This is a genomic window from Gordonia sputi NBRC 100414, from assembly GCF_000248055.1.
Lineage (GTDB): Bacteria > Actinomycetota > Actinomycetes > Mycobacteriales > Mycobacteriaceae > Gordonia > Gordonia sputi.
Genome location: NZ_BAFC01000062.1, coordinates 71654 through 86183 on the forward strand (window position 1 = coordinate 71654; position 14530 = coordinate 86183).

Annotated in this window: 10 protein-coding genes; 4 read left to right on the forward strand and 6 right to left on the reverse strand. The window is 67.0% G+C overall.

Going from position 1 to position 14530, the window contains the following annotated elements:
* Positions 1-55: 55 nt before the first annotated feature.
* Together GOSPT_RS10720 and GOSPT_RS10725 are read right to left on the reverse strand one after the other, a co-directional pair.
* Entirely contained in the window at positions 56-2986 is a 2931-nt protein-coding gene (locus GOSPT_RS10720; protein ID WP_005205951.1) for a DUF6049 family protein, read from the reverse strand.
* Positions 2979-4286, reverse strand: a complete 1308-nt coding sequence (locus GOSPT_RS10725; RefSeq protein ID WP_005205953.1) for an NUDIX hydrolase — start codon at positions 4284-4286, stop codon at positions 2979-2981. Before GOSPT_RS10725 ends, GOSPT_RS10720 begins: the two co-directional genes overlap by 8 nt.
* A 137-nt stretch (positions 4287-4423) precedes the next feature.
* Between GOSPT_RS10725 and GOSPT_RS10730 the strand changes: the two genes are divergently transcribed.
* Complete coding sequence (locus tag GOSPT_RS10730; RefSeq protein ID WP_005205955.1) at positions 4424-5887, forward strand: CCA tRNA nucleotidyltransferase; 1464 nt, start codon at positions 4424-4426, stop codon at positions 5885-5887.
* Positions 5888-5916: 29 nt separating this feature from the next.
* Here the strand turns inward: GOSPT_RS10730 and GOSPT_RS10735 are convergent, their stop codons facing one another.
* Complete coding sequence (locus tag GOSPT_RS10735; RefSeq protein ID WP_005205956.1) at positions 5917-6849, reverse strand: diacylglycerol/lipid kinase family protein; 933 nt, start codon at positions 6847-6849, stop codon at positions 5917-5919.
* Positions 6850-6994: 145 nt separating this feature from the next.
* Positions 6995-8086 (reverse strand): aminotransferase class V-fold PLP-dependent enzyme, encoded by a 1092-nt coding sequence (locus GOSPT_RS10740; protein ID WP_005205957.1) that lies wholly within the window; start codon positions 8084-8086, stop codon positions 6995-6997.
* Positions 8087-8171: 85 nt separating this feature from the next.
* Between GOSPT_RS10740 and GOSPT_RS10745 the strand changes: the two genes are divergently transcribed.
* Positions 8172-8789 (forward strand): hypothetical protein, encoded by a 618-nt coding sequence (locus GOSPT_RS10745; RefSeq protein WP_005205958.1) that lies wholly within the window; start codon positions 8172-8174, stop codon positions 8787-8789.
* Here GOSPT_RS10745 and GOSPT_RS10750 read toward each other — a convergent pair.
* The gene (locus GOSPT_RS10750) at positions 8678-10120 is read right to left on the reverse strand and encodes an MFS transporter (RefSeq protein ID WP_231895188.1); all 1443 of its coding nucleotides are present in this window, start codon (positions 10118-10120) and stop codon (positions 8678-8680) included. The genes GOSPT_RS10745 and GOSPT_RS10750 overlap by 112 nt on opposite strands.
* A gap of 70 nt (positions 10121-10190) precedes the next feature.
* On the opposite strand from GOSPT_RS10750, the gene GOSPT_RS10755 reads away from it, so the two are divergent.
* Positions 10191-10853: a YqgE/AlgH family protein gene (locus GOSPT_RS10755; protein ID WP_039855623.1), complete on the forward strand. Its 663-nt coding sequence runs from the start codon at positions 10191-10193 to the stop codon at positions 10851-10853.
* Between the two features lie 287 nt (positions 10854-11140).
* Complete coding sequence (locus GOSPT_RS10760) at positions 11141-13108, forward strand: CocE/NonD family hydrolase (RefSeq protein ID WP_082933641.1); 1968 nt, start codon at positions 11141-11143, stop codon at positions 13106-13108.
* A gap of 193 nt (positions 13109-13301) precedes the next feature.
* Here the strand turns inward: GOSPT_RS10760 and GOSPT_RS10765 are convergent.
* Positions 13302-14530: HNH endonuclease signature motif containing protein (locus GOSPT_RS10765; protein WP_005205965.1), on the reverse strand; the 1229-nt coding region annotated here is incomplete at its 5' end.

Here is a 14530-nt window from a genome sequence, read left to right on the forward strand (position 1 = left end):
TTCTGTGAGTCCGGCGCGGATCGTCGTGGCGGATCGCCGCGTTGTCCTCGATCGCTCATGCGCCCGTCCTGTCCGTGCCGCTGTCCTTTGCTGTGCCGCTGTCTACCGCTGTGCCGCTGTCTATCGTCGTGCTGCCGTCCATCGCTGCGCCGTTGTCCCTCGTCGTCGGGGGCGCAGAGTCGTCCCGTGCAATCGCGCCGAACTGTTCAGTCTGGGCGAGTGCCTCCTCCTGTTGGAGGGTACGGCGCCGCTGCTGGTACGTGCTCGCCGCGAGCATCCGTTCCAGCTCGTCGGGCTCTGGGCGGTCCTCGTCGGCGGGGTCGGGCCTGCCGCGGAATCGGCGCCAGAGGCGGCGTGCGGTGAGCAGGATCAGCGCGACCGCTGCGCAGATCGTGACGATGAACAGCGGTTTTCCGTATGCGTTGGAATACACCGACAGTTTGATCGGGGTGCCGAGTGTGACTCCGGTTACCGTCGACATCCCGATCGTCACCGTCATCGCCTCAGAGGACCGCGCGTGTGTCGGCAACTGGATCTGGCGGGTGCCGCGAGCCGGGATCTCGACGACCCCGACGTCGCCGATCTCGAGGTCCTTCGGCGCGGTCGTGGTGATGCGAACCCTGATCGGGAGCGCGAGGTCGTTGCGCACGACAAGCAGCAGCGGACTTCGCTCCGACGCGAGGGTATATCGGCCACCGGGGTCGAGGATGGTGACCGACCCGTGCATCCGGTTGAGCGTCGAGTGCACCGCATCGATACGTTGCTGACGTTCTCGCGCAAGTCGGGTCCGTGTTGCGGTGTTGTTCTCGTCGGGCGAGCGGATCGAGCGGAGCAGATCCTCACGCAGCTGAGAGACGTAGCGCTCGGGGCTGGCGTCGACGTCGGCCGAATCGACCAGCGCTCCCTGCAGGCGCCACGACTCGTCGGCTGCCGACCGGATCGAGTCGACGGTCCGGTTGGTGAGCGCCGGTCCGATCTGTGAGATCGGGCCGACTCCCGGTGGGTCGACGAGTCGAGCGGGTGCCGTCGCACCGCCGATCCGGTTGACCAGGTCGTCGAGCGGGGCAGGGGTTGCTGCGCGTGAGCCGAAGAGAACCGTGGCCGTGGAGAACAGTGCGTTCGCGTCGTCGGACGTGGCCGACCAGTACGTCGGGGGCATCACGACCTCCGCGCGGCCTGCGGTATTCGTGACGGCGTTACTCGTCACGGCAGTGCCCGTGCTGGTGGAGGTTCCGGACTCCCCGCTCGATCCCGGAGTCGCGATCGAGCGAAATGCCAGCGCAGCCACCGCGGCTTGGCGTCGGCTGACCGGCGATTCAACGGCGAGGTCGGTCTGCTGGCTCGGCGGAGTGAGCGCGGTGACCAGGGGAGCAGTGCCCACGGCACCCATCGCCGCGCTGACCGACGAGTCGTAGGTCTGGGTGAGCAGGCCGCCCACGTTGTAGAGGCCCGCGGCATTCGGGTTGCCTGTCGGATCGACAGACGACGCCGAGGCGAGCGCCTTGGGGTGCCCCGCGTCGCGCAGGAGCTCACTGCCCGCTTGATCGACGGCTCCGAGCGCGGGAATCGTCAGCCCCCGCACGCTGCGCACTCCGAGAATCGCGTCGACGACGTCTGCGGGGGCATCGAGCGTGGCGGTGGTCAGCCCGGAGCGGTCGATGCGCGCCAACGAGGGCAGGTCCGCCTGGCTGAACGGCAGCGCGACAACACACGTCCGTGCCGCGACACCACGAAGGTCGGACAGCCACTGGGTTGCGGCGTCGCTACCGGTGCCGGGCGTGGTGCGCGACGTCGGGTCGGCGGGATTGCTGGACACCACGTAGCCCAACGACATGGCGCGAACGGTCACCAGAAGGTCGGGGTCGATGGCAAGACACATGCTGCGTTGCAGGTCGGAGGCACTCGGCGCGGCGGGCGACGTCGACGTTGCGGACGCGCCGGGAGCCGGCGTTCCAGAGCCCGACGACGTCGTGGATCCGGATGCTCCTGAACCGGAACCGCTCGCCGGCGGGTTGGCGGAACTGCCGCTGTCGTCCGCGCTGCCCGACCCTGCGGCCGAATCGCCCGCCGCGGTCCCGATCACGTTGCGCGCGGACTCCAGGAGTTCGTGCAGTCGGCCGCCGTCGCGCAGTGAGCGGGCCATGTCGTCGCTGATCAGGCGCACGGGTTGGGTTCCGCCACCGAGCCCGCCCGGTGCGAGTTGAGGGGGTGCCGCGAGGGGCCAGAGCATCGTGATGCGCGCGGGGTCGGAGGTGTCGGCCGAGACCGCTCCGTCGGCGCCGAGGCCACCGTTCCCACCGGCCGTCGCACTGTCCGCGCCGCCAGTCGTCGAATCCAGACCCGTCGAATCCAGTTCCGACGAGTCGAACTGTGCGGCCCGATTCTTGTCCGGTGGCAGTGAGAGCACTGGGAGAAGAGTCCGGGAGCCTGCGACCTGGGCCATCGAGCCGTAGTCGGGGACGCCGTTGACGTTGACCTGCAGCGGGTACACGCCGGTCCGCGAGATCTGCATGCCTGATTGACCCGAGAGTGACATGTTGATCCGGAACGAGACCTCGGCTCCCGGGGCCAGCTCGTCGGTGAGGTTCCGGAAAGCTCCGGAGACGGCGATCGGGGGATGCGCGACCGCGAGACTGCTGCGCAGGCCCGCGGCATCGCGGACGGCGTCGCCACGTTCGAGGCGGATGCTGAGGTCTTTGATCGTGCGCGAGCTGGTGTTGCGTACGTGTCCTTCGACGGTGAGGTCGGGTCCCGACGTCGTCGTGACCATCGATGGCGTGAGTGTGTCGATGACCACGGAGGCAAACCGCTGGTCGTCGGACGACGTCGAGCCGTCCGACGCGCCGCTGGTCGGCGCCGCTGCGGCCGGGGCAGCGCACAGCGCCGCGACGATCACCACGCCGAGAACAGCGAGAAGAACGCGCGCACGCGTGACGAAAGAGGCGCTCAGGCGCCGAGAACTACCGATGCGCAGGACGTCACGCATCCCCGGACGCAGGTCGCCGAGGACGCCTGCGCCGTCGCCGCGGCCGCGCCTGAGGCTGACTGTCCGCGCGACGCTTGACCTCCGAGCGATGCCCGACGTCGTTGCGTCGCTGATTACGTGCGGCTGCGGCTTTCTCATATGCGTTCGGTTCGGTGCGGCTGCTCTCGGCCTCGGATTGGGCCAACCGTGCGGGGTCGGCGGCCAGATCGGCGATCACGCCGCGCGCCATCCGGGCCAATCGCCGCTCGTCAGAGTACGTGAGCTTGCGCGGCAACTCGTGCAACGGCACCCATGCGACCTCGCTGACCTCGTAATCGGCGTCGGAAAGCTCTCCGCCGACGCTACGCAGCAGATAATGATGCACCGTCTTGTGGATGCGTTTGCCCTCGCTGACAAACCAGTAGTCGATCTTGCCGAGGGGTGCGACCACGGTTCCCTTGATGCCCGTTTCCTCGGCGACCTCGCGAATCGCGGTCTGCTCCGCGGTCTCGCCGGTCTCGATATGTCCCTTCGGAAGCGACCACATCAGCCTGCCGCGCCTGTCGACGCGCCCGATCAATGCCGCCGACAGTTCGTCGACGGGGAGGTCGAGGTCGGAGATCACGAGCCCACCCGCAGAGGTCTCGCGCACGGTCTGCAGGCGGTCGGGACTGTTGGCCGTCCGGTCCGCCGTGCGGGTGGCGCGGCGTCGATTGCGGTTCTGTCCGGGCTTGGGGCCGTTCGACGCGTGCGTCAGGCCGGTTTTGGTGATCTTTGCGCTGACGACAGCGATGTCGGACGGCTTGGGCGGCGTCACCTTGGCGTGCGCGCCCTCGATCGACGTCTCCGCGTCGCAGTCGGCGGGCTCGGCGTCGGCCATGCCTGCTTCGACGCGGTTCGAGCGCGCGGTGGCACGCGCGACGTCTGCAGGAGACGGCGCACGTTTGCGCTGCCTGTCTCGCTGCTTGTCGTTGTTCTTGCCGTTCGGGTTGTTCTTGCTGTTCGGGTTGTTCTTGCTGTTTAGGGCAGGGTCGGCACCGCCGCGGTGATCGGTTCCCGCGGGCTCGGCTCGGCGGTTGTCCTGGGCGCGTCGTCGACGACGTCCACGGCGCGAACGGCGTGACGGACCCGGCTTGCCTGCGTTGGCGACGCCGGGGTTGCCTACCGACTTTGCGCCGGAACCGGCAGGCGCGCCCGTGGGGGTGCCGGGTGTCGTGGCTCCCGAATTGCCACCTGAACTACCACCCGAAATACCACCGTGACCAGCCGACGAGACGTCGCCTGAGACGTCTGCACGGTTGGTCGGGGACTCGGTTGACACAGACTCGATGCTAGCCGCTGGTCACCTGCCGTTTGCCCAGTGCCGTCAGGTGCGGCGGGAACCGGACCGCTCAGGAGCCGGTTCGACGCGGGTGCCGGGATGTTTCTGCAGCGCCCACGCCGGTAGGCTGGCGTGCCGTGACCGACTCGACCGCATCGAACGCACGCATCGAGCGCCGCACCAGGCTTCTCGCCGCTGCAGCGGTCACCCTGCAGGGGCTTTCCGACGTTCTGGCGCCCCTCGGCGAGCGGTTCGCGACAGCTGACCACGAGTTGTACCTGGTAGGAGGGTCGGTTCGCGACGCAGTGCTCGGGCGCCTCGGCAACGACCTGGACTTCACCACCGACGCCCGTCCCGCCGAGATCACCCGCCTGCTGACCGGCTGGGTCGACGCGATCTGGGACACCGGCATCGAATTCGGGACCATCTCGGCACGCAAGGGCGACGTGATGATCGAGATCACGACGTTCCGTGCCGACCAGTACGACCGTGTCGGTCGAAATCCAGAGGTCACCTTCGGCGATTCGCTTGAAGCCGACCTCGTGCGCCGCGATTTCACGATGAACGCCATGGCCGTCGCGATCGGCCCGAACGGTCCCGCGGAGTTCCACGACCCGCTCGACGGAATGACAGCACTCCTCGCCGGAATCATCGACACACCTGCGACACCGCAGGAATCGTTCAACGACGATCCGCTGCGGATGCTCCGCGCGGTGCGGTTCGTCTCGCAGCTCGGATTCCGGCTCGCGCCGCGGGTTTTCGACGCGATCACCGAGATGGCCGACGAGATCAACCGCATCACCGCTGAGCGGGTCCACGCCGAGCTCGACAAGCTCATCCTCGGCGAACACCCGATCGAGGCGATCGACGTCATGGTCGAGACCGGACTCGCCGACCGCGTACTCCCTGAAGTGCCGGGCATGCGACTCACCATCGACGAACACCATCAACACAAGGACGTCTATCAGCATTCGTTGACCGTGCTGCAGCAGGCGATCGACCTCGAGCAGGGCGACCCCGACCTCATCCTGCGCTGGGCCGCGCTGCTGCACGACATCGGCAAACCCGCGACCCGACGCCACGAGCCCGACGGCGGTGTGAGCTTCCACCACCACGAGGTCGTCGGCGCGAAGATGGTGCGAAAGCGTATGCGCGCCTTGAAGTATCCGAAGGCCGTCGTCGAAGATGTGGCAACGCTGGTGTTCCTGCATCTGCGTTTTCATGGCTATGGCGAAGGGCGGTGGACCGATTCGGCTGTCCGACGCTACGTCACGGACGCCGGTCCGCTGCTCGACCGGCTCAACAAGTTGGTGCGCGCCGACTGCACCACCCGCAACAAGCGGCGGGCGCGTCGGCTGCAGGAGAACTACGACAGTCTCGAAGAGCGGATCACAGCTCTGGCCGCCGCGGAGGACCTCGAACGAGTACGCCCCGACCTCGACGGCAACGCGATCATGGAGATCCTCCAGATTCCTGCCGGGCCGGTCGTCGGACAAGCGTGGCGGTACCTGAAGGAGCTGCGCCTCGACCGCGGCCCGCTGTCGCACGAGGAGGCCGTCGCGGCTCTGCGCGAGTGGTGGGCCGAACGCGGCGAGGGCTAGCCAACCCTGCCGTTGAGCTCTCGGGGCAGTCAGTGCGGCACGTAGACCTCGATGGCGCTCGGGAGAATGTCGAAGACGGTCGGTAGCGAGCCGACGATGTCGCCGTCGAGTGACACATCGGCGGGCGGATCGCAGTACAGCTCAACCTCGCGCCCCTGCATGTCCTTGAACAGTGGGTTGTTCTCGACGCGGCCGTAGAGCACCTGGGCGAGACCGCGCAGAAGTGACAGCCGCGGCAGGTGTCGGGGGTGGGAACCCATCACGATGTCGAAGACGCCGTCGTCGGCGCTGGCGTGGGGTGCGATCCGCATGCCGGCGCCGTACGTCGGACCGTTGGCGATGGCGGTGAACGCGGCGTCGGTCTCGACCTCGACATCGTCGACGCGCACTTGATAGTGGTGTCGATTGAGCTTGGGGAGTTGTCGCAGCGCGGCCAGGGCGAAGAGCGCGCGCCCACTCGGCCACGAGAGATCCTGGGCGCGTCCGGCGACCGCAGCGTCGAATCCCGTTGCGGCGATGGTGCAGAACAGGTCGACGATGCCGTCGGAGAAGGAGGCGCGGCCGAGGTCGATACGTCGGGTCTTGCCGTTGAGAATGATCGCGATCGCACGGGCGACGTCGTCGAGGGGGATGTCGAGCATGCGCGCGGCGTCGTTTCCGGTTCCCGCCGGGAGGATGCCGAGCGGCAGCTGATGACTGTGGACGGTACGGAGCACGGTCTGAACGGTTCCGTCACCGCCGACGACGAGGAGGGCGTCGGCTCCGCGTTCGGCTGCTTCCTCCGCGAGCCGTGCGCTCTCCTCGCGGGTGTCGGCGGTCAAGACCTCGTGACTGACGCCGCGGCCGCGCAGAATCGCGGTCACTGCTCCGAGGACGCGTTGCCCGGCGCCATGACCCGCCGTCGGGTTGGCGACGATCGCGAGGTGACCGACGGTGTTCGTGCTCTCTGGGCTCGCAGACATCGAGGATCAGTCTGTCACATCGGCTCGCGGTAAAGGGGCAGGTCACACCGGTGGGTCGGCAGACCAAGTTTCATGTTTTCTGCAAGTGCTTGCCGACGTGAGCGCGCCCGTGCGAAGCGCGCTAATACCCCCCGCGCGGAGCGCGCTAGTAACCCATCGTGCGCAGGGCGTCGGCGAGGCGGTCGAGCTGTTCGCGTGTGACGTCGAGGTGCGGGCTGATCCGCAGGACCGACGTGTCGCCGGCGAGGGGAGCCCGCCACGAGTCGGCAGCGGTCACCAGCAGGCCGAGTTCGAAGAGTTTGTCGCGTGCCTGGTGGACGTCGGCGCTCTGGAAGCCGGGCGGTGGGGCGAGTGTGACGATGGCCGACGGTTCGTCGACCGGTTCCAGAACCTGCCAACTGCCGATCCCGTCGAGCCGCTCGCGGGTGGCGCGTCCGATCGCTGCGAGTTCACGGAAGACCCGCTGCTGACCGGTCTGGAGCACCTCCGACACGGCGACCCCGAGGCCGAGCATGCCCGCGATGAACGATTGCGACGGGTCGACCTCGACGGGCCGCAGCGAATCACGGCGCACAGCAAGGAATCCGACGCCGCGCGGGCCGGTCAGCCACTTGCGGCTGGTGCCGTAGACGACGTCGGCGCCGGTGACCGTTGGTACGTGTCCGACGGCCTGCGCCATGTCGGCGACGACGGGCACGCCCACCTGATGTGCGACCTCGACGATCCGCGCCACAGGCTGCACGGCACCCGACATCGAGCCGACATGGCAGATGTGGATGAAATCGGGCTGCTCGAACTGCAGCATGTTCTCCAGAGCGTCGGTGTCGACGTGGCCGTAGACGTCACCGTCGGGCAGCGGCCGCACGGCGTAACCCCGGCGCTCGAACTCCACGAGGTTGGGTCCGAACTCGTTCTTGCCAACCCAGACCGTCGACGCCATGGGCAGACTCCACGAGGTCAGCAGCGTGCGCAGTGCGGCTCGCGCGCTCTCGCGGTAGGTGAGTTCGTCGGGGGTGTGGCCGAGGAGTTGAGCGATGTCGCGCTTGTCCCTGGCGATCTCGTCCGCTCGGTCGTCTGCTGCGACGTACGACCCACGTTCGGCTTCACGCCACAGGTGCGCCGACACTGTCCCGATCACGGCGTTCGACGAACGTCCCGCCGACGCGGCGTCGAGATGTGTGATCGCCGGTTCGAGACGAGCGCGGTGGAACTGCTCTCCCAGCTCGCTCACATACATGCACAAAACCTACCGTGCTGCGTACTGGGGAATCTTGGGGTGTCCGTAACGGAACCAACCCGCCCCGGTGAACGTCTGAAGACGCGTGGATCCCTTGATCGAGTACGTGTTCGGCCCCGGCGACGGCACGCTGAGCCGTTGGTCGAGTGCTGCCGACCTCGACCTCGACGCCGACGGCACCCTCGACGCCGTCAGCATCGACTTCGACGGTGACGGACGTGCCGACGACGCCATGTGGGATGTCGACGGCGATGGCCACGCCGACGTCGCAGCACTTGACATCGACGACGACGGCCGACCCGAACGCCAGTACCGCGATTCGGGTCGCGGCCTGTGGGATGTCGCGGTTGGTCAGGGCGTCACCGCAGGTCAGGGCGACGCAGGAGCGCCGGGCGAGGTGCCGCAGGGAGGGGCAGATGACACAACCAGCGACGACGGCCCGAAGCGAGTACCCGAGCCGACGCCGCGCGCCGGGCGGCAACCCTCGACGCAGCGGCTCGACCTCGACGGCGACGGACGGGTCGACGCCGAGGTTGTCGACACAGGGGTTGGTGACCCCGGCGCGGCGGGGTCGGGAGCCGAGCGTCGGCTCTATGTGGACTCCGACGGCGACGGCAACTTCGACACCGTGCTCGTCGACTCCGACGGCGACGGGGTCGCAGACGCGGCCTTCGGTGCCGATGCGCCGGAGTTCGGGAGATGAGAGTCCGAGTGCTGCTCCTGCTCACGCTCGCGGCGGGCGTGCTCGGCTGCGTGTTGGCTCGCGCCGACCAGTTCATCGCGGCCCGGGTGGACGAATCGCACGACGGCGATCCCGACAAGGTAGATCACCACGGCAATCACGACGAGCAGCGGAGTCCGGCCGTCCGGCGCGATCGTGGTGGCGGCGATCGCGATCGCGGCGACGTAGGCGATGTTGAAGACCGCGTCCTGGACCGAGAACACCTGTCCGCGCACGGCGTCGTCGATGTCGACCTGCATCGATACGTCGCCACACAGCTTCGCGACCTGCCCGATGAGTCCCAACACCACCGCGGAGATGCAGAAGACGACGAACGAGAACGAGAGCAGCGACAGCTCCGCGACGACCCCGACCGACAGCGCGGTGATCAGCGTCGCCTTGCGGCCGAATCGATCGACAGCGACCGGCGTGATGAATGCCGCGGCCAATGCTCCGGCAGCGGTACAACCGACGACAGCGCCGACACGGTCGAGCCCATCACCCGACCCCGAATGACGTGCGAGCACCAGCAGCATCAGTGTGTTGATGCCGAACACCACGCGATGCGCGCCGATCGCCGACAACGCAGCAGCCACCGGACGCGAGCGCGCGACGGCGATCGCGCCGTGCTGGAGGCCGACGGCCACAGCGTGCACGGCCGAGCGCCCGGGATCGTCGGGATGATCGGGACCGAGCTGCAATCTGGGAAAGCCACGAGCGAGGAACGCCGCGACGACGGCGATCACCACCGCAGCAACCATCGTGATCGCGCTGCCCGTGTTGTCCGATCCGGCGAGCAGGCGCACCCCCATCGCAAGGACGGCACCCACCGACAGCATGAAGCCGCCGAGCGTCGTGAACAGGGCATTGGTCGCGACGATGACATCTTGCGACGCGACATGGGGGAGTCCGGCAGACAGTCCGGATGCCACGAAGCGGCTGGCGCCCGTTACCGCGAGCGCACCGACCAGAACGACGGTGTCGGGACTTCCCGTCGCGATGGCGATTGCGACGACCGCGATCATCAGACCGCGAATCAGGTTGGCGTACAACAAGACAGCTCGACGATCCCAGTGGTCGAGGAGTGCTCCGGCGAAGGGGCCGATGACCGAGTACGGGAGCAGCAACACGGCCATGCCACCGGCGACGGCGAGCGGGTCGGCGTGGCGTTCGGGATTGAACAACACGCCGCCAACCAGGGCGGCCTGGAATACGCCATCGGTCAGCTGGCTGGCGAGGCGCACAGAGAGGAGGCGCCCGAGCCCAGGAGAACTGCGTAACGAGTCAAGAAAATCGCGCCACGCAGCACGCACAGATCGGCCGTCGCGTGCAGTAGAGCTCACCCATCAAGACTACCGACCAGCTCGCATAAGACATGCGATGATGGTCACTGTGGGTGGTGACAGCGCGGACGATTTCTCACCCGAGAACTCCGACGGAGCCGAGGGTGGCGGTATGCCTGGTGCCCGCGACATGGAGTCGGCCAACAGCGTGCGGGCGGGTACGTTGCTCCTCGCGTCGACCGACCTGACCGAGCCCACATTTGCGCGCTCGGTCATCTACATCATCGAACACAACGACGGCGGCAGCCTCGGGGTGATCCTCAACCGGATGAGCCAGACCGCCGTCCACAACATCCTTCCACAGTGGACCGATCTCGCGGCGTCGCCTCAGGCGCTGTTCATCGGAGGGCCTGTGAAGCAAGACGCCGCGTTGTGTCTTGGAGTCGCGAAGCACGGTGTCGACATCGAAGCGTTCGAAGGGCTTCGCCCGGTCGACGGTCGGGTTGTCCTCGTCGACCTCGACGCCGATCACGAACTCCTCGCCAACGTCCTCGAGGGCGTCCGAATCTTCGCCGGCTACGCGGGTTGGGGGATAGGCCAACTCGACGCCGAGCTCGCCCAGGACAGCTGGCTGCTCGCCTCGGCGCTTCCTCGCGATCTGCTCGCACCGCCGACCGTCGACGTCTGGGCAGATGTCTTTCGGCGCCAGCCCTGGCCGATGCCGCTGCTCGCGACCCATCCGATCGACGTCGACCAGAACTGACGCTCCGCCGGTCATCTCGCCGCAGAGATCGCGGCCCGGATCCCATCAGTAGGCCTTGGTGAGCTGCGCCACATCGAACTGATACTCTTCGACGCGTTCGTCTCACGCCGTCATTATTCGGCGCGGGAGTCTCACGGTGTTCCAACGTTCGGTGTTTCAGCATTCAGGGTTTCAACGCTCAGGCGTATCAACGGTCAGGGGTCCCGGTGGTCACTAAGCTACGACGTGTTTCGAGTTCGACGACGTGGGGCGCGGTGGTCGCGGTCCTCTCCGTCGCCATTCTTTTGATGACCGGTCCGGGAATCGCCGACGCTGCGACTCCCGACGGCGGTCAGCAGGGCGCAGGTTGGCGTGCGGCACACGACGGTGCGCACCCCTATGCGGGTGTCGCGACCCAATGGGACGTCCCGATCCGAATGAGTGACGGAACAGTGTTGCGCGCCAACGTGTATCGCCCTGCCGACGCGCGAGGCCGTCCAGCCGCGGATCGCACACCCGTCGTGCTCAACATGACCCCGTACACCAAGCTGATCACGGCGGTCGCGTCGTCGGCGTTGCAGAATCCGGTCTTGGCGCCGTATGCGATGCAGCTGGCAGACGCGATCAACCTGCACGGAACCGCGATCGACGGAATCAACGCACTCGCCAAGACAGTGCGCGATGGAGGAACCCGAAACTTCTCAGCGGACTTCGATCTCGTGCGCAGCGGCTACACGATGGTGGTTGTCGACGTCCGAGGCACCGGATTCTCGCAGGGGACCTGGGACGTGTTCCAGAGCCGCGAGCAGCAGGACTCGACCGAGGTGATCGACTGGGCCGCCAAGCAGCGATGGTCGAACGGCAGGATCGGGATGGCCGGTGTGTCGTATTCGGCGATCAACCAGATCCAAGCGGCCAACAAGCATCCCGACGCGCTGAAGGCCATCTTCCCCGTCGAGCCCGGAGGCGACCTCATCCGCGACATCGTCGCTCCGGGTGGTGCCCTCGGCGCGGGGTTCCTGCCGCTGTGGTTGACGTTGGTCAACAGCACGAAGATGATCCCGAACGTCGCGTCGATGCTGAACGGCACCTTCGACTGGAAGTGGCTCGCCGACAGGGTGAAGGACCCGTTGACGTTCTACCCGCAGTTGCTGGCGGGGCTGACAACGCCCGACATCCCTTCTGTCCCTGGCTATTTGAAGGACCTGCTGAAGACAGATTCGGAGCCGCGACAGTCCTGGCAGGATCACGCCGACGAGGTCACCACACCCACCTTCATCTACGGCGGATGGTTCGATCTGTTCACCAACAGCGAGGTGCGGATGTACAACAAGATCCCGCTGGCCCCCGGCCGTAAGCAGCTCATGATGGGCGACGGCTACCACGCGACGATCGGCGGGGGACAGGGTAGGCCGGGTACCCCACCGCGGCTCGACGTCTTGCAGAAAGCATGGTTCGACAAGTGGCTCAAGGGAATTGACAACGGAATCGACTCGTACGGGCCGGTGAATCTGAAGCAGGTCGGCGACAGTTGGATCTCCGCGGCGCAGTTCCCGCGCGCAGGCATGACCCGACAGCGGCTGTATCTGTCGAACCGTCGCAGCGGCACCGCGCCGCATGCTCAGGGCGACGGCAGCCTGACGACTGGCGCGAACGCGGCACGCGGAACCATGACCGTGTCACCGACATTGTGGACACTCTGTTCGCGCGACTCCGCCCAGCAGATGGCGGGTCTGACCGCGGTGTTCCAAGGATGCTCCGACGACGCGCGGATCTCGGAACGGGGCGCACTGTCGTTCACGACGCCACCGCTCGACAGCAGTCGACGCGTGTCCGGCTACAGCAGTCTGCACCTCAACACGGTCATGGACGCGACAGACGGCTACTGGACAGCAACGTTGAACGACGTTGCGCCGGACGGGACATCGAAGGTGATCAGCTCGGGGCAGGTCATGGCTTCGTTGCGTGGCTATGACCGAGCGGAGTCGCAGTTCGCGCCCAACGGCGATGTCATCGACCCCTTCTACACAATGACTCTTGCTGCGCGCCAACGAATCACACCGGGAAAGCCGGTCACTCTCGACGTCGGTCTGCTCCCCACAGAAGCGCGTATCCCGGCAGGACATCGACTGCGGATCGACGTGTTCGCGATGAACGCCCCTCGTGGTGTCCCGTTGCGTCCACTGCTCAACGAGTCGGGCCTCAAGCCACAGCACATCGTCCTCGACCCGGCACAGCCGAGCTTCGTGAACCTTCCGCTGTCCGCTGGAATCTGAGGCCAGTCCGTCTGTCGCGCACGAGTATGCGTGCCGGACTACAGTTCCCAACCACGTCTGCCCCGCCACCTGGGTGTGGTGGCGGGGTGTGGACGGGTTGCGGCACAACCTGATTCGACGGCTCGCCCGGTTCGTTGGGCTAGCGTGTCGGCCGGGTTGGCCGGGTTGGCACACCGGTCAGTTCACGCGGTGGTCAGGCGGCGTCGGCCAGCGGTGGGTCGACGCCTCCTGGTGGGTCGACGTCGCCGAGCCACCAGGGGCTGGCTGGTGGGGCTGGACCTGTTGGCGCGTCCGGGTCTGTGGGCGGGTCGGGGTCGGGTGGATCAGCGAGGTTCCATTGGATGTCGACCCGCGAGCTGAGGCGCACGGTGTCACTCAAGGGGATTGCGCCCACCAGCGCGAGCTCGACGCCGGTCAACGCCTGGCCTGCCGCCTGCCCGCTGGGCGGGTCCGGCACTGAGGGCGGCGACATCATCCAGGCACCCACTGTGTCCGCGACGATCTCGGCGTCGGCTGTACCCGAGGCTCGCGCGCCGATCTCGGTAACCGTCGCGCCTGTCCCGGCCGCGCGTGCAGCCGCTGCAGCCTCGTTGCTCGTGTGTTCGGCGGTGAGGTAGTCGTGGAAGTCGGCTTTGACGTCGGCGATGCGGTTGATGCGTTCGGGATTCTCCGGCATGCCCGGTTTGGCGTTGAGTCGCCACGCAACACGGCCCGTATCAGGGCCCTCGGTGATCATGCGGGTGGTGAACTGCCCAGGCTTTTTGCCGACCCGCCGATTGTGCACATCACACGCCGGCACCAACTGGTCGATGTCGGTCAACCCGCCGTCGGCCCAGTCTTTCGCGGCGTGATGCATCTGCACCCGTGAGGCGGGTTGGTTACAGCCCGGTGCGGAACACATTTTGCCGCCGGGTGAGGCGAACGAGGCCAACCGTTGCCCCAGCGTGGCGATCCGCTTCGACCGACCAAGGTAGAGCGGCACACTGGTGTGCTCACCGAACACCGCCAAATACTGACTCGCACCGGCGGAGGCGGCCATCTCGATCACGTCGCCGATCGGCAGGAGTGTTCCGGATGTGGTTTGTGCGATCCCTGCTTGTGCTTCCAACTCGTGCAGGCTGGTGGTGACGATTACCTGGATCGGTAATCCCCGATGGGTGTTGCCGAGCATGCCGGATTCCAACACCTGCCCGAGGAGGGCGGAGAAGGCGTCGTGGTTGCGTTGGGCGGGTGAGCGTTGATCCCGCAACGCCGCCGCGACCTGCTCAGCATTGGCGGTGGTGATCGGACCCACAGGTGAGTCGGGATCATCCGGGTTATTCATGCCCGGTTTAGCCCACGAGTCCAACACCGTATCCAGCCGGGCACGGGCAATCGGATCCAAATCGGCAGTCAACCGCGACATCAGTTGCGCGTTCTGCC

Bases quoted from the DNA above. Each gene is read 5' to 3' on its own strand.
- GOSPT_RS10735 (WP_005205956.1), bottom strand. From the start codon at position 6,849: ATGTCTGCGAGCCCAGAGAGCACGAACACCGTCGGTCACCTCGCGATC.
- GOSPT_RS10755 (WP_039855623.1), top strand. From the start codon at position 10,191: ATGGTCACTGTGGGTGGTGACAGCGCGGACGATTTCTCACCCGAGAAC.
- GOSPT_RS10760 (WP_082933641.1), top strand. From the start codon at position 11,141: ATGACCGGTCCGGGAATCGCCGACGCTGCGACTCCCGACGGCGGTCAG.
- GOSPT_RS10720 (WP_005205951.1), bottom strand. From the start codon at position 2,986: ATGCGTGACGTCCTGCGCATCGGTAGTTCTCGGCGCCTGAGCGCCTCT.
- GOSPT_RS10740 (WP_005205957.1), bottom strand. From the start codon at position 8,086: ATGTATGTGAGCGAGCTGGGAGAGCAGTTCCACCGCGCTCGTCTCGAA.